Below are 24,811 nucleotides of genomic sequence, written 5' to 3' on the forward strand. Positions count from 1 at the left end.
TGCTAACCTTTGGGGGTGGCCAGCGCCGCGCGGGCCATGCCGCGCAGCAGTTCGGCCATCGCCGCGGGCGGTAGTTCCCCGGCGCTGTGCGGTGTGGAGTTGAGCAGCCCGAAGACGGCGTGGGTCGCGGCGCGCAGCTCGGCCTGGGAACGGCCCGGGTAGAGCTCGCTCAGCACGGTGACCCACTCCTCGAGGTACAGCCTCTGCAGCCTGCGGATTCGTCGCCGGGCGGGCTCGGGTACGTTGTCCAGCTCCCTGTCGTGCACCGTGATCAGTGCCGGGTGGCTCAGTGCGAATTCGATCTGGCAGCTGAGCAGGGCGTTCAGGGCCTGCTCGGCGCCGGCCGCCTCGGTCACCCGGCGGGTGCCCGAGGTGTGCAGGCGCTCGCTGACATCCAGCAGCATCTCGGAGAGCAGAGCCTCCTTGCCACTGAAATGCCGGTAGAGGGCCGGACCCGAGGTGCCGACCGCGCCGCCGATGTCCTCGATCGAGACACCGTGGAAGCCGCGCGCCGCGAACAGTTTCGCCGCGGCGTCCAGGATCTCGGCGCGCCGCGAGCCGCGATTGCGGGTAGCGGGCTGGGCAGTCGTCACCTTCCGATGGTAGACGGTAACGTTAATAATGACTAACATCTGCGGTGAAGTTAGTGATCCTTAACCCAGCGGCGACGGAGCCGGACAGGAGGGCCCGCATGAGTGGCTGGCCGGTGCTGCGAAGCACCTGCGACCCGGGTGGCGAGGATTTCAAGCGCAACACCGAGGTCAATGAGCGGCTGGTCGCCGACCTCGGGGAACGCGTCGCGGCCGCGAGACTGGGAGGCCCGGAGAAGTCGCGCGCCAGGCACGTCTCCCGGGGCAAGCTGCTGCCCCGCGACCGCGTCGACTCCCTCCTCGACCCCGGCTCGCGATTCCTGGAGCTCTCCCAGCTGGCCGCGGGAGGGATGTACGGGGACGAGGCGCCCGCCGCCGGGATCATCACCGGGGTGGGCCGCGTCTCCGGCCGCGAGTGCGTGATCGTCGCCAACGACGCCACCGTCAAGGGCGGCACCTACTATCCGATCACCGTCAAGAAGCACCTGCGGGCCCAGGAGGTCGCTCTCCACAACAACCTGCCCTGCGTCTACCTCGTCGACTCAGGGGGTGCGTTCCTGCCCAGGCAGGACGAGGTCTTCCCGGACCGCGAGCACTTCGGCCGGATCTTCTACAACCAGGCCACCATGTCGGCGCGCGGCATCCCGCAGATCGCCGCGGTCCTCGGCTCCTGCACGGCGGGCGGCGCCTACGTACCGGCGATGAGCGACGAGGCGGTGATCGTCCGCAACCAGGGCACGATCTTCCTCGGTGGCCCGCCGCTGGTGAAGGCGGCCACCGGTGAGGAGGTCAGCGCCGAGGACCTGGGCGGCGGCGACCTGCACGCCCGGGTCAGCGGCGTCACCGACCATCTCGCCGACGACGACCGCCACGCGCTGAGGATCGTCCGGGACATCGTCTCCACCCTCGCGCCGCGCACGCCCTCCCCCTGGGAGCGCCTGCCGTCGGAGGAGCCGGTCTGCGACCCCCGCGACCTGTACGGCATCGTCCCCGCCGACACCCGCACCCCGTACGACGTCCGTGAGATCATCGCCCGCGTCGTCGACGGCAGCAGGTTCGGTGAGTTCAAGGCCGAGTACGGCAGCACGCTCGTCACCGGGTTCGCCCGCATCCACGGTCACCCCGTCGGGATCATCGCCAACAACGGCATCCTGTTCGGCGAGTCGGCGCTCAAGGGCGCCCATTTCATCGAACTGTGCGACCGGCGCAACACCCCGCTGGTCTTCCTGCAGAACATCAGCGGGTTCATGGTCGGCCGGGCCTACGAGGCGGGCGGTATCGCCAAGCACGGCGCGAAGATGGTCACCGCCGTCGCCTGCGCCCGGGTGCCCAAGTTCACCGTGGTCGTCGGCGGCTCGTTCGGGGCCGGCAACTACGCGATGGCCGGGCGCGCCTACTCGCCCCGGTTCCTGTGGATGTGGCCCGGAGCCCGGATCTCGGTGATGGGCGGCGAGCAGGCCGCCAACGTCCTGTCCACGGTCGGCAACGCCGACCCCGACGCCATCCGCGGGCAGTACGAGGAGCAGGGCAACCCCTACTACTCCACGGCCCGCCTCTGGGACGACGGGGTCATCGACCCCCTCGACACCCGGACCGTCCTGGGCCTGGCCCTGTCAGCCTCGGCCAATGCCCCCCTCGACCCTGTCGGCTACGGCGTCTTCCGGATGTGACCGCACCCATGACCCACCCACCAGCACCCCGCCGGATGTTCGACACCGTCCTCGTCGCCAACCGCGGCGAGATCGCGCTGCGGATCACCCGCACGCTCGGCAGACTGGGCATCCGTTCCGTGGCCGTGTACAGCGACGCCGACGCCGGGGCGCGGCACGTCCGCGAGGCCGATGTCGCCGTGCGGCTCGCCGGGGGCTACCTCGACGTCGACGGCATCCTCGCCGCCGCGGCGGCGACCGGAGCCCAGGCCGTGCACCCCGGTTACGGCTTCCTCGCGGAGAACGCCGCCTTCGCCCGGCGCTGCGCCGAGGCCGGGCTCGTCTTCGTCGGCCCGCCGCCGGAGGCCGTCGAGGCGATGGGCGACAAGATCCGTGCCAAGGCCACCGTCTCCGCGGCCGGCGTCCCCGTCGTACCCGGCGGAGCCGAGCCGGGTGACGACCTGGCCGAGGCCGCCGAGCGGATCGGCTTTCCCGCGCTGATCAAACCCTCGGCGGGCGGCGGGGGCAAGGGCATGGTGCTCGTGCGCTCCGCGGCGGAGTTGCCGGAGGCACTGGCGTCCGCCCGCCGCACGGCCGCCGCCGCGTTCGGTGACGCGACCCTGCTGATCGAGCGGTTCGTGGAGAACCCCCGGCACATCGAGATCCAGGTGATGGCCGACGCCCACGGCGGCGTCATCCACCTGGGCGAGCGCGAGTGCAGCCTGCAGCGCCGCCACCAGAAGATCGTCGAGGAGGCGCCCTCCCCGCTTCTCGACGCCGAGACCAGGGCCGCGATGGGCGCCGCGGCGGTCGAGGCCGCCAGGTCCGTCGGCTACACCGGCGCCGGCACGGTGGAGTTCATCGTCCAGGGCGCAACCGGCGACTACTACTTCATGGAGATGAACACCCGCCTGCAGGTCGAGCACCCCGTCACCGAGCTGGTCACCGGCCTGGACCTGGTCGAGCTCCAGCTCAGGGTCGCCGCCGGCGAGCCCCTCCCGCTCACCCAGGAGCAGGTACGGCTCGACGGTCACGCCGTCGAGGCCCGGGTCTACGCGGAAGATCCCTTCCGGGGCTTCCTGCCGACCGGGGGCCGGGTCCTCGCACTGCGCGAGCCGCCCGGCGTGCGGGTCGACTCCGGCCTGCTGGCCGGGGGCGTGGTCGGCAGCGACTACGATCCGATGCTGTCGAAGGTCATCGCCTGGGGGCCGGACCGGGTGAGCGCCCTGCGGCGGCTCGACGGGGCGCTCGCGGCCACCGCCGTGCTCGGGGTGCCCACCAACATCTCCTTCCTGCGCGCCCTGATCGGTCATCCCGCGGTGGTCGCGGGAGACCTCGACACCGGCCTCGTCGAACGCCACCTCGACGAGCTGGTCTCCCGCGAGGGCGTCCCCGACGACGTGCTGACCGCCGCGGCCCTGGTCCTGCACCGCGAGCACGTCCCCGCGGGGCACGCCGACCCGTGGGACGTCCCCGACGGCTGGCGGCTGGGCGAGGCGGCGTGGACCGTCTACCGGCTGGAGAGCCGCGACGGGGTCCACGAGCTCAGGGTGCGCGGCCTGCCCGCCTCCGGCGCCGAGGTCCTGCTCTCCGGCGACGGCGCGGGTGCCGGCGCCGAGACGGTGCGGGCGCTGCTGGCCGACGAGGGCGACGACCTGCTCGTCACCCTCGGTGAGACCGCGAGGCGCTACGCCGTCGCCAGGGACGGCGACACGGTGTGGCTCGGCCGCGACGGCGACGCCTGGGCGTTCACCCACCGCCACCTGGGCGACCCCGGCGACCGGGCGGGCACCGGCGGTCCGGGGGACGGCCTGGTCCGCAGCCCGATGCCGGGCACCGTTCTGGTGGTGAAGGTGGCCGCCGGTGACCGGGTCACCGAGGGGCAGCCGCTGCTCATCGTGGAGGCGATGAAGATGGAGCACACCGTGACCGCGCCGATCGACGGGGTCGTCGCCGAGCTGCGGGTCCGGATGGGCCAGGCGGTCGGCATGGACGCCGTGCTGGCCGTGGTCGGTGGACAGGAGCGGTGATGCACGCCGTACCGGAACCTCAGAGGGGCGAGGGGGCATGATGCGCGAACCGCAGCGGATCGGGGCGGAGGGACTGCCCGAGCGGGTCACGATCTACGAGGTCGGGCCGCGCGACGGGCTGCAGAACGAGGCGGCGGTGGTCCCGGTCCAGGTCAAGGCCGAGTTCATCGCCCGGCTGGCCGCCGCGGGACACCGGGTGATCGAGGCCACCAGCTTCGTGCACCCCAAGTGGGTGCCGCAGCTCGCCGACGCCTCGGAGTTGCTGGCGGTCATGGAGCGGGTCCCCGGCGTGCGCTACCCGGTGCTCGTGCCCAATGAGCGCGGCCTGGACCGCGCGCTCGAACACGGCGTCCAGGAGATCGCGGTCTTCGCGAGCGCCACCGAGACGTTCGCGGGCCGGAACCTCAACCGGACGCTGGAGTCGCAGTTCGACATGTTCGAGCCGGTGGTCGCCCGGGCGCTGGCGCACGGCCTGAAGGTCAGGGCGTACGTGTCGATGTGCTTCGGCGACCCCTGGGAGGGCCCGACGCCGATCGCCCAGGTCGTCTCCGTCGGGCGCAGGCTGCTCGACCTGGGCTGCTTCGAGCTGTCGCTCGGTGACACCATCGGGGTCGGCACCGCCGGCCACGTCGCCGCGCTGATCGAGGCCTTCGGTGACCCCTCCCGGCTCGCGGTCCACTTCCACGACACCTACGGCCAGGCCCTGGCCAACACCCTCACCGCGCTGCGGGAGGGCGTGAGGGTGGTCGACGCCTCCACCGGAGGCATCGGCGGCTGCCCGTACGCCGAGAGCGCCACCGGCAACCTCGCCACCGAGGACCTGGTCTGGATGCTGCACGGTCTCGGCGTCGAGACCGGCCTTGATCTTCCGTCGCTGGTGGAGACCAGCACCTGGCTGACCGGCAGGCTCGGCCGCCCCAGCCCGTCGCGGGTCGTCCAGGCCCTGGCCGGGAGCCCGTCCCGCACCCCCGTGGAGAAGGAGTGATCATGCCCAAGCTGACCGACGAGTACGAGGAACTGCGCAAGACCGTCGAGGCGTTCGCCCGCGACGTGGTGGCCCCGGTGATCGGCGACCTCTATGAGCGCGAGGAGTTCCCCTACGACATCGTGCGGCAGATGGGCGCGATGGGCCTGTTCGGGCTGCCGATCTCCGAGGAGTACGGCGGCATGGGCGGCGACTACTTCGCGCTCTGCCTGGCCCTGGAGGAACTGGCCAGGGTCGACTCCAGCGTGTCGATCACCGTCGAGGCCGCGGTGTCGCTGGGCGCCATGCCGATCTACCGGTTCGGCACGGCCGAGCAGCGCGCCGAGTGGCTGCCCCGGCTGACGTCGGGCGAGATGCTGGGCGCCTTCGGTCTCACCGAGCCGGGCGGCGGCTCCGACGTGCCGGGCGGCATGCGCACCACGGCGGTGCTGGACGGCGACGAGTGGGTGATCAACGGCACGAAGGCGTTCATCACCAACTCGGGCACCGACATCACCGGCGTCATCGGGGTGGCCGCGATCACCGGCGAGCGGGCCGGCGGCAAGAAGGAGATCTCCACGATCCTGGTGCCGGCGGGCACCCCGGGCCTCACCGTCGCCAGGAAGTACTCCAAGGTGGGCTGGAACTGCTCCGACACCCGCGGGCTCTCCTTCGACGACTGCAGGGTCCCGGCGCGGAACCTGCTCGGTGAGCGTGGGCGCGGCTACGCGCAGTTCCTGCAGACCCTCGACGAGGGCCGCATCGCCATCGCCGCCCTCTCGGTCGGGCTGGCCCAGGGCTGCGTGGACGAGTCGTTGCGCTACGTCCGCGAGCGCCGGGCGTTCGGCCACCCCATCGGCCACTACCAGGCCATCCAGTTCAAGATCGCCGACATGGAGGTTCGTACCCACACCGCCCGCCTGGCCTACTACCACGCCGCGGAGAAGATGCTCGCGGGGGAGCCGTTCAAGAAGGAGGCGGCCATCGCCAAGCTCGTCGCCGGCGACGCCGCCATGGACAACGCCCGCGACGCCACCCAGATCTTCGGCGGCTACGGGTTCATGAACGAATACCCGGTCGGCCGCTTCTACCGCGACGCCAAGATCCTGGAGATCGGCGAGGGCACCAGCGAGGTCCAGCGCATGTTGATCGCCCGCGAGCTGGGACTCGGCGACCTCTGAGCCGTGAGAGGCACCGGTCAGGCCGGTGAGCCGTGCCGGCGTCGTCGCGGGCCCGCGTGCCTCCGCGAGGAGGGCGGGCGCTCACGACCTCTCCGCGCTGTCGGGCAGTCCTTCCAGCTCGCGTACTCGTTCGATCATCTCGGCGATGGCGTTCAGGCTTTTGGGGGGCCGGGTCCCCGGCGACCTTCGTCTGCCTGGACCGGGACCGGGCCGTCCTCGACGGCCTGCCCGCGTCGCCGCCGGACGTCGCGGTGACCCCGGCGGACCTGGCCTACATCGTCTACACCTCGGGATCCACCGGCCGCCCGAAGGGAGTGATGGTCGAGCACCGCAACGTCCACCACATGGTGCGCGCCTGGGACGCCCGCTACGGACTGTCCGGGACGCGGCCTCGGTCCCTGTCGGTGGACCTGTTCTTCGGCGACTTCCTGCTGTCGGCCCTGTTCGGCGGGACGATGGCGGTGTGCCCGGCCGAGGCGGTGGCGGACCCGCCCGCCCTGCTGGAGACGCTGGCCCGCACCCGGGCGGAGATCCTGGTGACGGTCCCGTCGCTGGCCAGGGCACTGGTCCAGGAGGCCGGGCGGCGCGGCGTGCGGCTGGATTCGCTGCGCGTCCTCATGGTCGGCTCGGAGGGCCGGCCGGCCGGCGACTCCGAGGAGGTGCTGCGCGGGGTGGAGCCGGACACCGTGGTCGTCAACGCCTACGGTGCGACCGAGACGACGGTGGACTCCACGGTCTTCCAGCTGGGCGGCGATCCGGTGGGTGAGGCGGCGTTCGTCCCGATCGGGCGGCCACTGGTCAACACCCGCGTCTACGTGCTGGACGCGGAGAGGCGCCCGGTGCCGCTCGGTGTCGCCGGAGAGCTCTACATCGGCGGCGACGGGGTGGCGCGGGGCTAGTGGAACCGTGCCGAACTGTCCGCGGAGCGGTTCCTGACCGATCCGTTCGCGCCCGGCGGCGTGGGCCGGATGTACCGGACCGGAGACCTGGTGCGCCGCCGCGCCGACGGGAACCTGGAGTTCATGGGACGGGCGGACGACCAGGTCAAGATCAGGGGCTTCCGGGTGGAGCTGGGTGAGATCGAGGCGGCGCTGGCCCGCCACCCCCGCGTCGCCGCCGCCGCGGTCGCCGCATGGGAGGACGCCCCCGGCCGTGTCCGGCTGACGGGCTACGTGGTGTCCGAAGGCGAGCCGGTGGACGCCCGGGAGCTGAAGACGTTCCTCGGCGGGGTCCTGCCGGGACACGCCGTACCGTCGGGGTTCGTGACCCTGGAGGCGCTGCCGCTGAGCCCGAGCGGCACGCTGAACCGCCGCGCGCTGCCCGACCCCGGCAGGGGCGCCGACACCGGCACGGCGTACGCCGCCCCCCGCGACGCGGCCGAACGCCTGCTGGCCGCGATCTGGGCCGAGGTGCTCGGCGTGGACGCCGCCCGGGTCGGGGTGGACGACAACTTCTTCGACCTCGGCGGCGACTCGATCCTCAGCATCCAGATCGTCTCGCGGGTCCGGGCAGCGCTCGGCTCGGCGCCGCCGCCCAGGCAGCTCTTCGACACGCCGACCATCGCGACGCTCGCCCCCCTGCTCGGCGGCGCCGACCCGGACACCGACCCGGACGGCGGCCGGCGCGAGATCGAGGTGGTGGACCGCGACGAGGACCTGCCGCTCTCCTTCGCCCAGCAGCGGCTGTGGTTCCTCGACGCGTTCGAACCCGGCGGCACCGGATACAACACGGCCCTCGCCCTGCGACTCCGCGGCGAGCTGGACGCCGGTGCGGCGCGGATCGCCCTGCGGCGGCTGGTGCGGCGGCACGAGTCGCTGCGCACCACGTTCGGCGACGTCGGGGGACAGGGCACGCAGACGATCCACCCGCCCTCCGAGGCGGCCTTCGAAGCGGCCTTCGAGACGGTCGACCTGGAGGGGGCACCCGAGGACGAGCGCGAGGCCGCGATGTGGCGGCGGCTCGAACAGGAGGCGTCGCACCCCTTCGACCTGCGGCACGGCCCGCTGTTCCGGGCCGTGCTGATCCGCCTGGACGCCGCCGACCACGTGCTGGCGCTGCTCATGCACCACATCGTGACCGACGGGTGGTCGATGGGGGTGCTCGCCGGGGACTTCGCCGCCTTCTACGCCGCCGAGATCCGCGGTGAGCGGCGCGAACCCGCGCCGCTCCCCGTGCGGTACGCCGACCACGCCGCCTGGCAGCGGGAGCACCTGGAGGGGCCGGCGCTCGACGGGCACATCGGCTACTGGAGGCGGCGGCTCGACGGGCTCGCCCCGCCGGCACTGCCCGTGGACCGGCCGAGACCCGCCGTGCGCGCCTCCGCCGGCGCGACGCACACGGTGGAGACGCCGCCCGAGCTGGTGGACCGGCTGCGGACCGTGGCGCGCGAGCGCGACGCCACCCTGTTCATGGTGCTGGCCGCCGCCACGCAGGTACTGCTCGCGCGTTACTGCGGCCAGCAGGACGTCGCGGTGGGCACGGCGACCTCGGGTCGCAACCGGGCCGAACTGGAGGGGCTGGTCGGTTTCTTCGTCAACACCGTGGTGCTGCGCTCCCTGGTGGACGAGTCGTCGTCCTTTGGGAACCTGCTCTCCCAGGTCCGTACGACGGTGCTCGACGCGTTCAGCCACGACGACGTGCCGTTCGAGCGGCTGGTGGAGGTCATGCGGCCCGAGCGGGACCCCAGCCGCACCCCCCCTGGTCGAGGTGATGGTGGTGCTGGAGAACACCCCGGCGCGGAAGATGGACCTGCCGGGGCTGCGCGCCGAGACGCTGCCCGTCACGAGCGGCGAGGTCAGCCACGACCTGATCGTGAACTTCTACGAGCACCGGGGCGCGCTGACCGTGGCCGTCGCCTACAGCACCGGCCTGTTCGACGAGACCACGATCGAGCGCCTGACCAGGCACCTGGTGATGCTGCTCGACGCCGTGTCGAAGGATCCGGAGCGGCGGTTGTCGGAGGTTCGCCTGCTGACCAGTGCCGAGCGCGAGCGGTCGCTGGTGAAGTGGAACGACACCGGCAGGGAGATCCCGAGGGCCGACCTCTCCAGGCTCTTCGAGGACCAGGTCGCCGCCACCCCGGACGCGACCGCGCTGGTCCGCGGGAACCTCACGCTCACGTATGCGGAGCTGAACGCGCGCGCCAACCGGCTCGCCCACCACCTGGGCTCGCGGGGGGTCGGCCCGGAGACACTGGTGGGGCTGGCCTTCCCCCGGACGGCGGACCTGGTGGTGGCGGTGCTCGCGGTGCTGAAGACGGGCGCCGCCTACCTGCCGCTGGACCTCGAACACCCGCCGGAGCGTGTCGCGCTCCTCCTTCAGGACGCCGGCCCCGCGCTGGTGCTGACCGCCGGGGCCGGGATCCTGGCCGGCGCCTTCGAGGAGGTGCCCCGGGTCCTTCTCGACGACCCCGAGGTGCTCGCCGCGCTGGACGGCTGCCCCACCACCGATCCCGCCGGCGGATTCCATCCGGACAGCGCGGCCTACACCATCTACACCTCGGGCTCCACCGGCAGGCCCAAGGGGGTGGTGGTCTCCCGGGGCAACCTGCGCAACTTCCTGGTGGACATGCGGGACCGGTTCGGGCTCGGCCCGCGCGACCGCCTGCTGGCGATGACGACGGTCGGGTTCGACATCGCGGGCCTGGAGCTGTTCATGCCGCTGATCAGCGGCGCGGCGGTGGTACTGGCCGGCCGCGGGCTGGTCCACGACCCCTGGCGGCTGCGGCAGGTCATCGCCGAGGAATCCGTGACGGTGATACAGGCGACGCCCAGCCTCTGGCGGGCGGTGGCCGAGGAGACCGGCCAGGCCCTCGCGGGCGTGCGGGTCCTCGTCGGCGGCGAGGCGCTGCCGGCGGACCTGGCCGGGACACTGGCGGCCTCGGCGCGGTCGGTGACCAACCTGTACGGGCCGACGGAGACCACGATCTGGTCCACCACGGCGGCGGTCGAGGCGGGGAACACAGCGGCGCCCCCCATCGGAGTGCCGATCGCCAACACCAGGGTGTACGTGCTGGACCGGCTCTGCCAGCCGGTGCCCCCGGGCGTGCCGGGAGAGTTGTACATCGCCGGGGACGGCGTGGCCCGCGGCTACCTGGGCCGGCCCGCGCTGACCGCCGAGCGGTTCGTCGCCGATCCGTTCGGTCCCGCCGGGGCACGGATGTACCGTACCGGGGACATGGTCCGGTGGCGGGCCGACGGCGTGCTGACCTTCCTGGGCAGGGTCGACGACCAGGTGAAGATCCGGGGGTTCCGGATCGAGCCCGGTGAGATCGAGAGCGTCCTGCTCGGCCACCCGGGCGTCGCGTCCGCGGCGGTGGTGGTCAGGGAGGACCGGCCGGGCGACCGGCGGCTGGCCGCGTACCTGGTGCCCGCGGGGGACGCGCCGCCGTCGGTCGCGGAGCTGCGCGACCATGCCAGGCGTTCCCTGCCCGGTTACCTGGTTCCGGCCTTCTTCGTCCTGCTGGAGGAGCTTCCGCTGACGTCGAGCGGGAAGACCGACCGGCGCGCGCTGCCCGCTCCAGAGGGCGGTGCGGGCGCCGAGCGTGTCGCCCCGCGCGACGCGGCCGAGCGGCTGCTCGCCGGGATCTGGGCCGAGGTGCTCGGCGTCGAGGCGGCCAGGATCGGCGTGCAGGACAACTTCTTCGACCTCGGCGGCGACTCGCTGCTGACCATGCAGGTCATCTACCGGGCCAGAGGCGCGGGGCTGCGCCTCTCGCCCCGGGACCTCTTCCTGCACCAGACCGTGGAGCGGCTCGCGACGGCGGCCGGACCGGGGGAGGCGGCCGGTCCGCGGCTGGACGGCCCGGTGCCCCTGACACCCGGCCAGCGCGAGTTCGTCGAGACCAGGGGGCGTCCCCGCACCTCCTCGCCAGGCCGGTCCTCGTCGAGCTGGCCGAGGGGACCGCCGAGGAGGGACTGCGCACGGCCCTGGCCGCGCTGGTGGCCCGGCACGACGCGCTGCGCTCGCGTTTCGAGCAGGCGGACGGCTCCTGGTGGCAGCGGATCGCGCCGTCGGCCGCCGCCGGTGACCCGCTACGCCGGTTCGACCTCCGGGCCACGGCCGGATCCGGGGTGGGAGAGGCGGCGGAGATCACGGCCGTGCGGGAGGCGGTGGACAGCTTCGTGGCCGGCGAGGCGGCCCGCGGCCTCGATCCGGCCGGGGAGCCGCTCCGGGCCTCGCTGCTGGACTTCGGGCCGGGCCGGCGGCCGTGGCTCTGCCTCACCGTCCATCCGCTGGCGGCCGACACCCGGTCCTGGCGGATCCTGCTCGACGACCTGGAGCGGGCCTACCGGCAGTCGGTGGCGGGAACGCAGGTGGACCTGGGGCCGGAGCCCTCCTCCTTCCGGCACTGGGCGGGGCTGCTGGCCGGGCACGCCGCGGCGGGAGGGTTCGACGAGGAACTGGCCTACTGGACCGCGCTGCCCGACACCGCGCTGCCCGACACCGCGCTGCCCGACACCGTGCTGCCGCCCGAGGGGCCGGGTGAGGCGCCGCCGGTCGCTGGCGAGGTGTCCGTCTCCCTCGGGGAGGGCGAGAGCGGAGCGCTGCTGCGTGCGGCGCCCGCGGCGCTCCGCGCCGGGATCGGGGACGTACTGCTCGGCGCGCTGGGGCGGGTGCTGTGCCGCTGGACGGGCGCTGACCGCGTGCAGGTCGAGCTGGAGGGGCACGGCAGGGAGGAGATCTTCGACGGGGTCGACCTCTCCCGCGCCGTCGGCCGGTTCGCCGGCACGTTCCCCGTCGTGCTCGGGGGCACGCCCGGCGGTGCCCCGCCCGACTGGCCCGCGATCGTCAGGGCCGTACGCGGGCGACTGCGCGCCGTTCCGAGCGCCGGTCTGGGCTATGGGGCGCTGCGCCACCTCGCCCCGCGACCGCCGGGAGAAGACCGGCCACGGGTGGCCTTCGCCTTCCACGAGCCGGTCGACCCCGGCGAGAGCGTTCTCTACCGCTCGTTCCACTCCCCGCCGCCCGCCCGCCGGGCGGAGCCGGTCGCACCGGGTGTCCGGCCCCTGGAGATCACCGCTTACCTGGCGGACGGCAGGCTGCGTTTCGACTGGCGCCACGTGGTCGGCGTGCACGACCGGGCCACGGTCGAGCGCCTGGCGGAGGACCTGCTGGAGGCGCTGCGCGCCGTCGCCGCACACATCGATCCGGCCGCCGGCCGGGCGGAGAGGGAGTGAGCGTGGACGTCGACCTTTCCACCCGGCTGGCCCGGCTGGCCCGCGAGCACCGCGTGCCGGGGGCGCAGCTGGCCGTGCACCACGAGGGTCGGACCCTCACCGCCGAGACCGGCGAGGAGACGTACGCGACCGGCGAGCCGGTGACCCGACGGTCCGCCTTTCCGCTCGGCTCGCTCACCAAACCCTTCACCGCGACGCTGGTGATGACGTTGGCGGCCTGCGGCGACATCGATCTCGACGCCCCGCTGGCCGAGTACGTGCCCGAGGTGGGGGGCCGGACGCGGCGGGCCGGGCCCGAGGATGACGGCGCGGCGGCTGCTCAGCCACACCGGCGGGCTGGCCTCGAACATCGACGAGGGCGGCGACCACTCCGGGGCCCGGCGGCGGTGGGTGGCGCGCCACTGCCGCGAGTCCGGCACCGCGCACCCGCCGGGGACCGTCTTCTCCTACTCCAACATCGGCTACATCCTGGCGGGCCACCTCGTCGAGGTGGTCACCGGGATGAGCTGGTGGGAGGCGATGGAGGCGGTCCTGCTGAAGCCGCTGGACATCGCGCCGGCGTTCGTCGTCGGGCCGCCGTCGGGGTTCCGGCCGGTGGTGGACGGCCACACGGTGCGGCAGCCGGGGGACCGGATGCTGCCGGTCACCTGGCAGACCCTGCCGAAGGTGGCGGCGCCGAGTGCCGGGCTCGCCCTCGGGGCCGCCGATCTGGTCACGTTCGCGCTGATGCGCCTGGCCCACCCGGCGCTCTGGCCGGTGCTCGACCGCGACTCCGCCCGCGAGATGCGCCGCGACCAGCTCGCGGGGGTGACGGCCGGCCCGTTCGGCATGGCCGACTCCTGGGGACTCGGCTGGGCGGTCTACCACGACGCCGGGCCCGACTGGTTCGGACACGACGGCACCGGTGAGGGAACCTCCTGCCATCTGCGGTTCGAACCGGCGGGCGGGACCGTCGTCGCGCTGACCGCGAACGCCGCCACCGGACCGGCGCTCTGGGAGGACCTGCTGGCGGAACTCCAGTCGGCGGGACTGGCCGTGGGAGGCCGCGGCCTGTCGGCGCCGCCGGACCCGGCCCTGCGGACGTCGGGACCACCGGAATGCGCCGGCCGGTACGTCAACGGGGAGATGGAGCTCACGGTCGTCGCGGACGGTGCGGGCGGGCTCCGCCTGACGACGGGCGAGGCCGAGCGGTTCGAGCTGACCTGCTTCGAGGGCCTGCGCTTCACGATGCGGGAAACGTCCGGTGGCCGCACCACCTACACCGGCCGTTTCCTGCGTGACCCGGAGACGGGAGGGATCGATCTCATCCAGGTCACCGGACGGCTGGCCAGGCGGGCGCGCGACGGGAACGACGCCCCCGGCGGGGAAGGCTGGCGCCGCGATGAGCGCCGCGCAGGCAGGTGCCGGTGAGGTGGCCGGCGGGCCGATCCGCCTGTCCCGCAACCGTGACTACAACATCCTGTGGACCAGCCAGCTCTTCTCCGAACTGGGCAGTGAGATCACCTTCGTCTCCTTCCCGCTGCTGATCCTGGCCATGTCGGGCTCTCCGCTGGAGATGGGCCTGGCGTCGTCGGTGCTCGCGGTGGCGCACATGGTGGCGAACGTGCCCGCCGGGGTGGTCGCCGACCGGTGGGACCGCAAGAAGGTCATGCTGCTGTGCCACGGTGCCCGTGCCCTGGCGATGGGTAGTGTGGTCGTGGCGCTGCTCCTGGACACCTACGCCTTCCCGCACATCCTGCTGGCCGCCGCGGTCGAGGGCTTCTTCAGCTCTGTCTTCCAGCCGGCCGAGCACGCCGCGCTTCCCCAGGTGGTGCCCGAGTCGCAGCTGTCGCAGGCGGTCGCCCGCAATACCGCGCGCCCCTTCATCGCCACCCTGCTCGGTCCCGCGCTGGCGGGTTTCCTGTTCACCCTGCACCACACGGCGCCCTTCGGCGCCGACGCGATCATGCTCGGCCTCTCCTTCGTCACGCTGCTCCTGCTGCGCCTGCCGCGGCGGGCGGCCCCCGCCGCGCTCCCGAGGGAGGGTTCGGCCGTGGGCGGCGTCGCCGAGGGGATCCGCTGGGTGGCGGGACACCGGGTCATCAGGACGACGCTGGTGTGGATGGTCTCCTCCAACCTTGTCTTCAGCGCGCTCGTCATCATCGTCCTGGCGATGTCGGGGGAGGGGGTGAGCGCCGGCGAGGTGGGCCTGACGATGGCGTGCATCGGTGCGGGGGGCCTGCTGGGCGCACTGGCCGCGGCCCGCCTGCACGCCGCCCTCCCGCCGGCCCTGACCATCGTCGGCTTTCCGCTCGTCGCCGCGGTGATGACCGCGGCGATGGTGCTCGTCCCGAGCGGCATCCTCCTCGGGGTGCTTCTCGGCGGTGCCGCGTTCCTCGCGCCGGTCGCGAACACCACGGTCCTGACCTACCAGCTCACGGTCACCCCCGACCACCTGCGCGGCCGCCTGTCCGGCATCGCGGGGCTCTTCTCCGGTGGGGCCGGCGCCCTGGGGCCGATGGCCGGCGGCTTCCTCATGACGGCCGGCGGCGGCCCGGTCGCCGTGCCGGCCTGCGCGGCCGGCCTGGCCCTCGTCGCGCTGGGTACGCTGCTCAGCCCGACACTGCGCCGGTTCCCCGTGTTGTCACCCACCGATCGGATGTGAGCCGCGAGATTGAAACTTTCATCCACTGCGACGGGTGTTCGCACAGGTCAGCGCGTCCTGATGTGAGCGGGCAGGGGCGCCTGCTGTATGCGGGGCGGCTGGCCGCCTATGGTGGGAGCGCTCCCATGCATCCCCCCGAAGGAGTCGATCCATGCCAAGAAGGTCAGTTCTGGCCACGCTCTGCGCGGCTCTGGTGATCGGGTCAGGTGTCGCGGTCGCCGTCGCCTCCGGCGCGTCCGCGGCCGACTCCCCGTTCTACGTCGATCCGGAGACCGGCGCCGCCAAATGGGTCGCGGCCAACGCCGGAGACTACCGGGCGCCGGTCATCCGTGACCGGATCGCCGCCGTGCCGCAGGCCCGCTGGTACACCACCACCAACACCTCCACCATCCGCGGCCAGGTGTCGTCGTTCGTCGGGGCGGCGGCCGGTGCGGGCAAGATCCCCATCCTTGTCGTCTACAACATCCCCAACCGCGACTGCAGCGGTGCCAGCACCGGCGGGGCGCCCAACCACACGGCCTACCGGCAGTGGATCGACGAGCTGGCCGCCGGCCTCCAGGGGCGTCCGGCGTCGATCATCCTGGAGCCCGACGTGCTCCCGATCATGACCAACTGCATGAGCTCCGCCCAGCAGCAGGAGACCAACGCCTCCATGGCGTACGCCGGCAAGAAGCTGAAGGCCGCCTCCTCCTCGGCCAAGGTCTACTACGACATCGGGCACTCGGGATGGCTGTCGGCCTCCGACGCCGCGGCCCGGCTGAACGCCGCGGACGTCGGAGGCAGCGCGGACGGCATCTCCGTCAACGTCTCCAACTACCGGTGGAGCTCCACCGAGGTCGCCTACGCCAAGAACGTCATCTCAGCCACCGGCGTCTCCCGGCTCCGCGCGGTGATCGACACCAGCCGCAACGGCAACGGCCCGCAGGGCAGCGAGTGGTGCGACCCGGGAGGGCGGGCGATCGGCACACCGAGCACCAACGCCACCGGCGACCCGGCGATCGACGCGTTCCTCTGGATCAAGCTGCCGGGCGAGGCGGACGGCTGCATCGCCGGAGCGGGGCAGTTCGTGCCGCAGCGGGCCTACGACCTGGCCATGGCGGCTCCGCAGCCCACCGTGACCCCCACCCCGACCGTCACTCCCACCATCACCCCGACCCCCACCCCGACCGTCACGCCGACCGGTGGCAAGGCCTGCACGGCCACCTACAAGCTGGTCGGCTCCTGGCAGGGCGGTTTCCAGGCCGAGGTGACCGTGAAGAGCAGCGGCGCCCAGGCGATCACGGGCTGGACGGCGAGCTGGTCGTTCCCCGGTAACCAGAGCATCACCCAGCTCTGGAACGGGCAGCACACCCAGAGCGGCGCCGGTGTCTCGGTGCGGAACGTGTCCCACAACGGCAACCTCTCCTCGGGCGCCTCGACGTCCTTCGGGTTCACCGGCAGCTGGTCCGGGACCAACGGTGCGCCCTCCTCGGTCAGCTGCACCGCCGCCTGACCCGGTGGTGCGGCCCTGAATCCGGTGCGGCTCGCACGGTATGCCCCCCGTGCGAGCCGTACCGGATTCTCGCGTCTTCCCCGCGGTTCCGCGGCCGAAAGCGAGAACCGGGGGCCTGGGTCTGCCCCACGCGCTAGCCTGGGCTTTTGCCCGGCGGGGAGCTGCGGAGCGGACCGGCCGGCGCCGCCTCCATGGCCGCGACGGCCTTCGTCATGATCCGCCGCATGGTCTCGACCTCCTCGGGGGTGAGCCGGTCGATCAGGAAGGCGCGGACCACGGCCACATGCTCCGGGGCGGTCCGCTCCAGGCAGCGCGAGCCCTCCTCGGTGAGCACCGCGAACACGCCCCGCTCATCCGACGGGCAGGTGGTCCGCGTGACGAGCCCCCGCCGCTCCAGTTGCCCGATCTGGTAGGTGAGACCACTCTTGGAAATGATCAGCCGGCGGGCGAGCTCGGTCATCCGCAGTCGCGCGTCGGGGTGTTCGGAGAGTCTCGCCAGGATCTCGTACTGGGCGTGGGTCAGACCCGAGTCGACTTTCAGCTGATCCTCGATCCGGCGCTCCAGTAGATGCGTCGCGGACAGGTAGGCCACCCACATGGCCATCTCGCTCTCGCTGAGCCATCTCGTCTCGCTCACCAGAACATCCTACGGCTTGTTCAAATTTGAACTAACCACTATGGTTTAGTTCAAATTCGAATGACAATGAGGAGTCATCATGCTTGACCAAGTGCGCCCCTACGCTCTGCTGCTGGCGCGGATCGGCATCGGCGTGGTCTTCCTGGTCCACGGGCTGCAGAAGTTCGTCACGATGGGACTGGCCCAGACCACGGCCTTCTTCGACTCGCTGGGCATCCCGCTGGCGAACGTCGCGGCTCCGGCGGTCGCCGCCCTCGAAGTCGTCGGCGGCGTCGCGCTCATCCTGGGCGCGGCCCTGCCGGTCTTCGGCACCCTCCTTGTGCTCGACATGCTCGGCGCGATCGTCTTCGCCCACGCCGCGGCCGGCTTCTCGGTGAGCGAGGGCGGCTACGAGTTCGTCCTGGCCCTCGCCGCCGGCACCCTGGCCATCGCCTTCAGCGGTGGTGGTGCCCTCGCCGTCGACGGTCTCCGTCAGGGGCGCCGCCGGCCGGTCACGGTCTAGGCCCCGTCTCTTGGATCCTCTGTCCGCCGTGGCCGGTCAGGCGGTGCCTTTCCGCGTTTTCGCCGGTCACCGAGATACCACCTGACCGATCCTCGCCACAGCAGGCCCCGCGGGACACGATCCGGAGCCATCCGGACCATCGCGCCACGAGGTCCTGACCCCGACAATGGGCATAGCTGTTTCGACGGTGCCGAATGGCTGGGGGTCGATGTGCGGTGGCTGCGAAGAATCGGCAGTGATTTCAAGGCTCGGCAGCACATCGACGCGTACGCCCTCACGATCGTCGTCTTCGGGTTCGCGTTCCTGTCGATCGTCAGCGACGCACTGGACGACGACCTCAGATGGGCGGTCCTGCTCTCGGGAGTGGGATTGCTGCTCTACCGGATCACCCTTCCCGCGGAACTCACCGAATCTCCCGACGGCCTGCTGAACGACCGGTCGGCATACGACACCGCGCCGCTGTCGTCGCTGCTCGCCCACGCGCGTGACGTCCGGGTGTTCGCCCCCTCCGCGGTCAACCTGCTCTCCGCGCAGACCTGCGAGATCATGCGCAACACGGTGCTCGCGCGGGAGAGGGGACGCGTCAGGATCGTCATCCTCGACCCCTTGGAGAAGGGGGCGGTCCAGCAGACCGCGAGGCAACTGGACGACTCGATCGAGTTTCCCGTCCAGAGGCTTCCCGCCGCGCTGGAGAGCACCATGGAACGCCTCCGCCTGATGAGCGGCTGGAAGACCGTGGGCGAGTTCGAGTACCGACTCCTTTCCTACAGTCCGGGATTCAGCCTTGTGCTTCTCGACCCGGAGACCCCGCGGGGCCGGGTCATCGTGGAGATTCACGGCTTTCACAATCCCTCGACCTCGTCGCGCATGCACCTGGAGCTGACCCGCGGCCGCGACGAGCGCTGGTACACCTACTGGGTGGAGCAGTTCAACCACATCTGGGAGGCGGCGAGATCCGATGTCACGCCGTTCTCCGGAGAAACTCCTCAGCCTGCTTCCGGAGATGCGGTGGAAGCCCGGGAGTGACCGCGTCGAGCGCCCGCGAGGCGAACTCCTCGGCGGTCGCGTGCTGACCCAGCAGGGCATGGACGCGCGCGGCCCGCAGCAGGACCGGCCCGCTGTCCGACTCGTCGGCGGTCGCGTCGAGGATCTCCTGTCCCGCGGCGTCGAACCGCTGGGCCAGGGCGAGGGCCAGTGCCCTGGCGGCGATCGTGGTGGGCCGCTGGTGCCGTCTGACCCGATCCAGGTCGCGCAGGGCCTCGCCGGGCCTTCCGAGATCGGCGAGGATCTCTCCGCGCAGCGCCAGCGCCTCGGCGGGGGGTTCGCCGGCCAGCGCCACGGCGCCGTTGAGAAGGGCGAGTGCGGCGCGCGGCTGTCCCAGATGCCACAGGGCCTCCCCGAGCGCCAGGTGTGCGGGCAGGTCGTTGGGAACCCAGGAGAGAGCGGCCCGCAACTGCTCCACCGCCCTGGCGTACTCGCCCTGGGCCAGCCAGAGCCGTCCCTCCGCGGTCAGCGCCGAGGCCACCCCGTTGAACCGCTGGAGCGTCGCGAACACGTCGGCCGCCTCCTTGAGGAGGCGCCGCGCACCCTCCACCTCGCCTTCCACCGCCGCGACCTCTCCCAGGACGACCAGGGCCTCGGCCCGCACCCACGTCTCACCGGGCCCCGAGGCGCGGACCGCCTCCTCCGCGAGGCCGCGGGCCGTCTCCCAGCTCCGCCTGGCCAGTGCCGCCCGCGCGTCATCGAGGTAGGCCGCAGGGTGCTGCGACTGGCGCACCGAGCCGATCAGGCGGTCGTGCTGCAGCTCGTACCAGCGGATCCCCAGCCGGTGCTCGCCCCGCAGCAGGTGACGGTCCTCCAGCGCCTCGGCGATGGCGTTCGGCATGCCCGCCGTCTCACGGAGGCCCTCGTAGACGGTGTTGCGCGTCCCGTGCTCGGTGACGAAGGTCCTGCGCAGCCAGGAGCGGATCTCGCTCGACGTGACCCCCGACTCGGCCGCGACCTGCGCCAGCATCCGCTCGCAGAAACCGGTCAGGAAGTGGTCGACGTTCACGTGCAGGTTCACGTGCTCGGCGGTGATCTCGTGCAGGCCCGGCGGCAGCGAGTCCCACAGCGCGGAGCAGACGACCTGCAGCTGGACGGGCTCGACGGTGTTGAGCGTCACCGTGGTGGTCTGCCCCTCGTCGTTGAGGAAGGGGACGGTGCGCAGGTCGTCGACGAGTCGTTCGGCGGCCCCCGGGGCGAAGGACCGGCCGGTGCGCTCAAGGGGCCTCGTCGTGGCGTCGAGCGCCGCCGCGCGCGAGAGCGGCAGCAGCTGGAACCGCGCCCGCGAACCCCGGCCCAGCGGGCGCTCGTACGGCAGCACGGAGGCCAGATACTCCTCGCGCAGCGAGAGCAGCAGGTGGAGCCCGTCGTGCTCCTCGACGGCCCTCGCGAGCTGGCGCAGCAGCGTGTGACGCTCCTCCTCCCGGTCGGGTGGACCGCCGAACAGCTCCTCCGCCTGGTCGACGGCGACCAGGGTGGGCACCGGGTCACCGTACCGGTCCACGCGTTCTGGGCGCCCGGCCAGGAAGTCCGAGACCGTCAGCCCGGCCAGCGTGGACAGCGGCTCCTCCGGCGCCCAGGACGACAGCAGCGCCAGCACGTACGGGTTGCCGGCGACCCTCGGGCGCAGCGAGACGATGCCGCGGGGCGACACGCGGGCCACGGGCAGGACGTCGGCGCGTTCGGGCTCGATGCGCGGCAGGACACCCGCCTGCAGCAGGGACGTCTTGCCGACCCCCGAGGCGCCGAACAGCACGGTGAGACCGGTGGCCTGCCAGATGGTGGCGATGTCGCGGCCCTCGCGCTCCCGCCCGAAGAACAGTGCGTGCTCGTCGCGGTCATAGGGGCGTAGCCCCACGTACGGGTGGGTGGCCCTGTCGGCCCTGTGAACCGCGTCCGTCATGGTGCCCGTCCCATTCTCCGCAGGAGTTCCGCGCAGAACTCCGAGGCGGTCCCCAGGAAGATCGAGATGTTCCAGCCGTCGAGATAGTGGGCGATGTAGCGCCTGGCCTTGCTCTCCGCGTCGCTCGCCGATCCGTTGACCTCGGGCATCAGCTGCACGCTCACATGCCGCCGCTTGTTACTGCGCGGCGTGCTGCGCATCAGGCCGTGGAACAGCACCCGAAACGTCCAGTCCTGCAGGCTGTAGCCGATGAAGAGCAGTGGCCGGGCGGTCATCGCCCGCAGGATCGGGGTCGGCAGTGGCTGCCTCCCGCCGGTCGCGACGACGTCCACCATGTTGACGAGGTAGGTCAGGTAGTCGGCCTCGGTCAGCACCAGCGACGCCGGTTCGGACCAGCTTCCGTGCAGATGGTAGACGAGGGGACATTCCACCGTCGGCTCTGGCAGGACAGGCGTGGCGGCGGGATCGGCCTCCCACCAGGGGGAGACGGCGACGTGGGGCTCCTTGCCCTCGGCCCGCAGCGCCTCGACCAGGAAGTCGTCGTAGTTCGTGGTGAGGAACGTCGTCACGGGGAAGCCGGCCAGCACTCGGTGCGGCTCTTCCGGATCGCCGGGAGCAGGTCCCCCGTGAGAGCGGAGAAGCCTGCAGACCCCCTCCTTGAGATCCACCGGATCCCGCACCACCGCCGCGCCGTACTGCATCACGCGGGCGAGATTGCCCGGGTCGGAGAACGGATAGCCGTAGTGGAGGGCGTACCGGTTACTCAGGGCGGCACCGGTGGGGAGCGTCCCGGCGCAGGCACCCGCTCCGAGGAAAGGGGTGCAGTCACCCCTGTGGAGCTGGTCGATCAACCGTTGCCAGTCGAGATCGTCCACGGTCCCACCATTGTTGTCGACAGAAAGTGCCAGTCTCGCACTCCAATGTCGCACGTTGGTGGGTTATCACCAAGGTTTCTATATGGAGGAGTCGAATCCGGCCACCGGCCCCGCGTCCCCGTCGGCGGTTATTCGCCGGCGGACCAGGTCCAGGATGGAATCGCCGATTTTGTCAAGATCGGCCAAGTTCAGACCCGTCAGGTCGATCAGACCTTTGCCGGAATCGGTGTTAGCGGTGGCGGCTTCCTCGCTCATGCGGACTCCCTTGCGCCCACGGCGAGACGCACGCGTCCCCGGATCTCCGAGCGTCCTCGCCTACGCCTTGATGATTACATCCTTTCGGTGCTCAGGCGAGTACTCGGGAAGATAATTTGGCGGGTGGGACTATATAGTTGACCGGAAAATAGACGTTTTAGGGTGTGACAGAGATCCGCTGTTGAGGTGTGGCAATGAGACTCTGACCCCTTCGCTTATGCGCTTGCGGAGGCCCGGAGCCATAAGCTGATTCCCAATCGGGCGAGTGGAGGCCGTCGCGTGCCCATTTCACAGTCTTCGGGGACTTCCCGCCTGCCGGGACGCCAGCCCCAGATCTGGGGCAGGGTCCCCCAGCAGAACAAGAACTTCACAGGTCGTGAAGGCCTCCTCGACAAGCTTCACACCGGTGTCACGTCCGAGGTCACCGCCGTGGTGCCGCACGCCCTTCACGGGTTCGGCGGCGTCGGCAAGACCCACGTCGCGATCGAGTACGCCTACCGCTTCCGGCACGAGTACGACCTGGTCTGGTGGATACCCGCGGACCAGCCGATGCTGGTGCGCTCCTCGCTGGCCGCGCTCGCCCCGCACCTGGGCGTGCCCTCCTCCGCCGCGATGGGGGTGGAGGACGCGTCCGCCGCCGTGCTGGACGCCCTGCGCCGCGGTGACCCGTACTCCCGGTGGCTGCTCATCTTCGACAACGCCGAGCAGCCGGAGGACATCAACGACATCGTCCCCCGGGGCCCGGGGCACGTCCTGATCACCTCACGCAACTACGCCTGGCAGAGCGTGGTCGACACCGTGCCCGTCGACGTCTTCAGCCGGGCGGAGAGCATCGAGTTCCTCACCAGGAGGGTCCCCGGCTCGACCAGCCAGGAGGACATGAACCGGCTGGCCGAGCAGCTCGGCGACCTCCCGCTCGCGCTGGAGCAGGCCGGAGCCCTGCAGACGGAGACCGGGATGTCCGTCGAGCAGTATCTCCGGCTGCTCGACGAGCAGACGGCCCAGCTGCTCGACGCCAACAAGGCGTCGGACTATCCGCTGTCCATGACGGCTGCCTGGTCGCTGTCGGTGTCACAGCTCAAGGCGAAGCTGCCCGAGGCCGTGGAGCTCCTGCGCTGCTGCGCCTTCTTCGGACCCGACCCCATCCCCCGTGACGTGTTCGCGGCACTTCCCGACGACCTCGCGGCCGGGTCGCGTCTTGGCCCGCTCCTCGACAATCCGATCCTGCTGAGCCGGGCCATCAGGGAGCTGGGCCGATACGCCCTGGCGCGGATCGACTCGGAGAACCGGACCATCCAGGTCCACCGGCTGGTCCAGGCACTGCTCCGTGCCGAGCTGGGCTGGGAGGAGCACGTGTCCTTCCGGCACGAGGTGCACCTCATGCTCGCCGCGGCGGCGCCGGGCCTTCCGGACGACACCGTCCTGTGGCCGCGCTACGCCGAGCTGCTCAGCCACATGACACCCGCGATGGTGGAGGCCGGTGAGGATCCCCGCATCCGTCGCTTCGCCCTCGACGTCGTGCGCTACCTCTACTCGTCCGGGGGCTACCAGTCAGCCAGCGACCTGGTCAAGGGCTTCATCGCCAGATGGCGGGCCGACAGCGGGGACGAGGACCAGCACGTGCTCTCCGCGCAGCGGCATCTCGGCATCGTCCTTCGCGAGCTCGGCGACTACCGGGCCTCCTTCGAACTCAACCGCGAGACCCTGACGCGGATGAGGAGGGTCCTGGGACCCGACCACGTGGAGACCCTCCTGCTCACCAACAGCCATGGCGGGGACCTGCGGATGCGAGGTGACTTCACGGCGGCCCTGGCGCACGACAGGGAGTCGCTGCGGCGGCACCAGAGCGTGTTCGGCCCCCAGCACCACCGGACGCTGCGCGCCATGAACAATCTCGCCATCGACTATCTGCTGCTCGGCGACTACGAGAAGGCGTTCGAGCTGCAGGAGACCACCTACAGGCTGCACCGCCGTCCCGACTCGGGATCCAGCAAACAGAACATCCTCACCTCGGGCAACGGTCTCTCACGTATCGTGCGGCTTAGAGGTGACTACGCCGAAGCCTGTGACCTCGGCGAGGACGCGTACGAGTTCGGGGTGCAGGAACTCGGCCCGGACCACCCCTGGACCCTGCGCACGGCGAAGGATCTGTCCATCGCCAAACGGCGGGTGGGGCAGATCGACGAGGCGTTCGACCTCGCGCAGGCGACGTACGAGCGAGAGGAGCGCATCTTCGGGCGTGACCACCACGACACGCTCGCGGCGGCACTGTGCCTGGCCAACGCGCAACGCACCAGAGGTGAGATCGCCGAGGCGCTGGAGCTGCTGCGGGACGTGACGGCTCGCTATCCCCGCATGTACGGCGACGAGCACCCCTTCACCTTCGGCTGTGACATGAACCTGGCGTTGCTGCTGCGGGTCAACGGGCAGATCGAGGAGGCGAGCCGGCTCGATCTGAGCTCCCTGGAGGGTTTCGACCGCACGCTCGGCCGCGAGCACCACTACTCCCTCACCTGTGCGATCAACCTGGCCAGCGACTTCGCGGCACAGGGGGACGCCCCCAGTGCCAGGCGGCTGGGGCAGGAGACGCTGGCCCAGCTGCGCGAGTTGCTGGGGGTGGACCACCCGCTCACTCTCGCCTGCGCGAACAACCTGGTCATCGACCTGCGGGCGGAGGGGGCCTTCGAGGAGGCCCAGGCGCTGGAGGCCGACACCTTCGAGCGCTACCAGCGGGTGCTGGGCAACGACCATCCGGACACCAGGGTCGCCATGCGCGGTGAACGGCTCGACTTCGACTTCGACCCGCCCGCTCTCTAGACCCTGTCGCCTGGATCTCCTGCCCGCCGCGGACGCCCGGCCGACACTC

Annotated in this window: 16 protein-coding genes and 4 pseudogenes; 15 read left to right on the forward strand and 5 right to left on the reverse strand. The window is 71.6% G+C overall.

All coding sequences use genetic code 11. The annotated features are described in order from the left end of the window. Window positions 1-2 precede the first annotated feature (2 nt). The gene (locus tag IG98_RS0108300; RefSeq protein WP_084195209.1) at window positions 3-632 is read right to left on the reverse strand and encodes an SACE_7040 family transcriptional regulator; all 630 of its coding nucleotides are present in this window, start codon (window positions 630-632) and stop codon (window positions 3-5) included. A gap of 59 nt (window positions 633-691) precedes the next feature. On the opposite strand from IG98_RS0108300, the gene IG98_RS0108305 reads away from it, so the two are divergent. The 12 genes and pseudogenes from IG98_RS0108305 (at window position 692) to IG98_RS0108340 (ending at window position 16,729) form a co-directional block, all read left to right on the forward strand. Continuing rightward, the gene (locus tag IG98_RS0108305; protein WP_030908004.1) at window positions 692-2,260 is read left to right on the forward strand and encodes a carboxyl transferase domain-containing protein; all 1,569 of its coding nucleotides are present in this window, start codon (window positions 692-694) and stop codon (window positions 2,258-2,260) included. Window positions 2,261-2,268: 8 nt separating this feature from the next. Then, window positions 2,269-4,269, forward strand: a complete 2,001-nt coding sequence (locus IG98_RS0108310) for an acetyl/propionyl/methylcrotonyl-CoA carboxylase subunit alpha (protein WP_245651446.1) — start codon at window positions 2,269-2,271, stop codon at window positions 4,267-4,269. Between the two features lie 37 nt (window positions 4,270-4,306). After that, window positions 4,307-5,254: a hydroxymethylglutaryl-CoA lyase gene (locus IG98_RS0108315; protein ID WP_030908010.1), complete on the forward strand. Its 948-nt coding sequence runs from the start codon at window positions 4,307-4,309 to the stop codon at window positions 5,252-5,254. A 2-nt stretch (window positions 5,255-5,256) separates the two neighbouring features. Continuing rightward, window positions 5,257-6,414: an acyl-CoA dehydrogenase family protein gene (locus IG98_RS0108320; RefSeq protein ID WP_425427994.1), complete on the forward strand. Its 1,158-nt coding sequence runs from the start codon at window positions 5,257-5,259 to the stop codon at window positions 6,412-6,414. Window positions 6,415-6,671: 257 nt separating this feature from the next. Next, window positions 6,672-7,313, forward strand: a pseudogene (locus tag IG98_RS46650) (AMP-binding protein); the annotation flags it as partial. A 123-nt stretch (window positions 7,314-7,436) separates the two neighbouring features. Beyond that, window positions 7,437-9,044, forward strand: a pseudogene (locus IG98_RS54785) (condensation domain-containing protein); the annotation flags it as partial. Between the two features lie 112 nt (window positions 9,045-9,156). Further along, a pseudogene (locus IG98_RS54790) lies at window positions 9,157-11,115 on the forward strand (non-ribosomal peptide synthetase); the annotation flags it as partial. Then, window positions 11,001-12,593 carry a condensation domain-containing protein gene (locus tag IG98_RS53200; protein ID WP_281178461.1) on the forward strand — a complete coding sequence of 531 codons (1,593 nt, stop codon included), beginning with the start codon at window positions 11,001-11,003 and terminating at the stop codon, window positions 12,591-12,593. The pseudogene IG98_RS54790 and the gene IG98_RS53200, both read left to right, overlap by 115 nt. A 2-nt stretch (window positions 12,594-12,595) precedes the next feature. Further along, window positions 12,596-12,850 (forward strand): annotated as a pseudogene (locus IG98_RS54795) (serine hydrolase); the annotation flags it as partial. After that, window positions 12,825-14,003 (forward strand): serine hydrolase domain-containing protein, encoded by a 1,179-nt coding sequence (locus tag IG98_RS51850; protein ID WP_281178462.1) that lies wholly within the window; start codon window positions 12,825-12,827, stop codon window positions 14,001-14,003. The pseudogene IG98_RS54795 and the gene IG98_RS51850, both read left to right, overlap by 26 nt. Then, window positions 13,975-15,237, forward strand: coding sequence for an MFS transporter (locus IG98_RS0108335; RefSeq protein ID WP_063766177.1), 1,263 nt, complete (start codon window positions 13,975-13,977; stop codon window positions 15,235-15,237). The genes IG98_RS51850 and IG98_RS0108335 overlap by 29 nt, the downstream gene beginning before the upstream one ends. A gap of 151 nt (window positions 15,238-15,388) precedes the next feature. Further along, the gene (locus IG98_RS0108340) at window positions 15,389-16,729 is read left to right on the forward strand and encodes a glycoside hydrolase family 6 protein (RefSeq protein ID WP_030908019.1); all 1,341 of its coding nucleotides are present in this window, start codon (window positions 15,389-15,391) and stop codon (window positions 16,727-16,729) included. A gap of 133 nt (window positions 16,730-16,862) precedes the next feature. Here IG98_RS0108340 and IG98_RS0108345 read toward each other — a convergent pair whose 3' ends face one another. Next, window positions 16,863-17,366 carry a MarR family winged helix-turn-helix transcriptional regulator gene (locus tag IG98_RS0108345; RefSeq protein WP_030908022.1) on the reverse strand — a complete coding sequence of 168 codons (504 nt, stop codon included), beginning with the start codon at window positions 17,364-17,366 and terminating at the stop codon, window positions 16,863-16,865. 79 nt (window positions 17,367-17,445) lie between these two features. Here IG98_RS0108345 and IG98_RS0108350 point away from each other — a divergent pair, with 79 nt between their 5' ends. Both IG98_RS0108350 and IG98_RS0108355 read left to right on the forward strand, forming a co-directional pair. Then, window positions 17,446-17,868 carry a DoxX family protein gene (locus IG98_RS0108350; RefSeq protein ID WP_030908025.1) on the forward strand — a complete coding sequence of 141 codons (423 nt, stop codon included), beginning with the start codon at window positions 17,446-17,448 and terminating at the stop codon, window positions 17,866-17,868. Window positions 17,869-18,078: 210 nt separating this feature from the next. Continuing rightward, a complete protein-coding gene (locus IG98_RS0108355; protein WP_030908028.1) occupies window positions 18,079-18,894 on the forward strand; it encodes a hypothetical protein in 816 nt (271 codons plus the stop codon). Here the strand turns inward: IG98_RS0108355 and IG98_RS0108360 are convergent. The 3 genes from IG98_RS0108360 to fxsA form a co-directional block, all read right to left on the reverse strand. Continuing rightward, window positions 18,830-20,815, reverse strand: coding sequence for a tetratricopeptide repeat protein (locus IG98_RS0108360; protein WP_030908031.1), 1,986 nt, complete (start codon window positions 20,813-20,815; stop codon window positions 18,830-18,832). The genes IG98_RS0108355 and IG98_RS0108360 overlap by 65 nt on opposite strands. Further along, on the reverse strand, window positions 20,812-21,690 hold the full coding sequence (locus IG98_RS0108365; RefSeq protein WP_030908034.1) for an SIR2 family NAD-dependent protein deacylase: 879 nt from the start codon (window positions 21,688-21,690) through the stop codon (window positions 20,812-20,814). Before IG98_RS0108365 ends, IG98_RS0108360 begins: the two co-directional genes overlap by 4 nt. Before the next feature lie 78 nt (window positions 21,691-21,768). Continuing rightward, window positions 21,769-21,945, reverse strand: a complete 177-nt coding sequence (gene fxsA, locus IG98_RS48055) for an FxSxx-COOH cyclophane-containing RiPP peptide (protein WP_063766178.1) — start codon at window positions 21,943-21,945, stop codon at window positions 21,769-21,771. Between the two features lie 279 nt (window positions 21,946-22,224). Between fxsA and fxsT the strand changes: the two genes are divergently transcribed. Further along, the gene (fxsT, locus tag IG98_RS0108375; RefSeq protein WP_084195213.1) at window positions 22,225-24,762 is read left to right on the forward strand and encodes an FxSxx-COOH system tetratricopeptide repeat protein; all 2,538 of its coding nucleotides are present in this window, start codon (window positions 22,225-22,227) and stop codon (window positions 24,760-24,762) included. Window positions 24,763-24,811 lie beyond the last annotated feature (49 nt).

Source organism: Streptosporangium amethystogenes, assembly GCF_000721075.1.
In the GTDB taxonomy this organism is placed as follows: domain Bacteria; phylum Actinomycetota; class Actinomycetes; order Streptosporangiales; family Streptosporangiaceae; genus Streptosporangium; species Streptosporangium amethystogenes.

What these genes read in the sequence shown, in the direction of transcription:
- IG98_RS0108335 (WP_063766177.1), top strand. Translation starts at nt 13,975, where the DNA reads ATGAGCGCCGCGCAGGCAGGTGCCGGTGAGGTGGCCGGCGGGCCGATC.
- IG98_RS0108310 (WP_245651446.1), top strand. Translation starts at nt 2,269, where the DNA reads ATGACCCACCCACCAGCACCCCGCCGGATGTTCGACACCGTCCTCGTC.
- IG98_RS0108320 (WP_425427994.1), top strand. Translation starts at nt 5,257, where the DNA reads ATGCCCAAGCTGACCGACGAGTACGAGGAACTGCGCAAGACCGTCGAG.
- IG98_RS0108305 (WP_030908004.1), top strand. Translation starts at nt 692, where the DNA reads ATGAGTGGCTGGCCGGTGCTGCGAAGCACCTGCGACCCGGGTGGCGAG.
- IG98_RS0108360 (WP_030908031.1), bottom strand. Translation starts at nt 20,815, where the DNA reads ATGACGGACGCGGTTCACAGGGCCGACAGGGCCACCCACCCGTACGTG.
- IG98_RS0108315 (WP_030908010.1), top strand. Translation starts at nt 4,307, where the DNA reads ATGATGCGCGAACCGCAGCGGATCGGGGCGGAGGGACTGCCCGAGCGG.
- IG98_RS0108340 (WP_030908019.1), top strand. Translation starts at nt 15,389, where the DNA reads ATGCCAAGAAGGTCAGTTCTGGCCACGCTCTGCGCGGCTCTGGTGATC.
- IG98_RS0108350 (WP_030908025.1), top strand. Translation starts at nt 17,446, where the DNA reads ATGCTTGACCAAGTGCGCCCCTACGCTCTGCTGCTGGCGCGGATCGGC.
- IG98_RS0108300 (WP_084195209.1), bottom strand. Translation starts at nt 632, where the DNA reads ATGTTAGTCATTATTAACGTTACCGTCTACCATCGGAAGGTGACGACT.
- fxsA (WP_063766178.1), bottom strand. Translation starts at nt 21,945, where the DNA reads ATGAGCGAGGAAGCCGCCACCGCTAACACCGATTCCGGCAAAGGTCTG.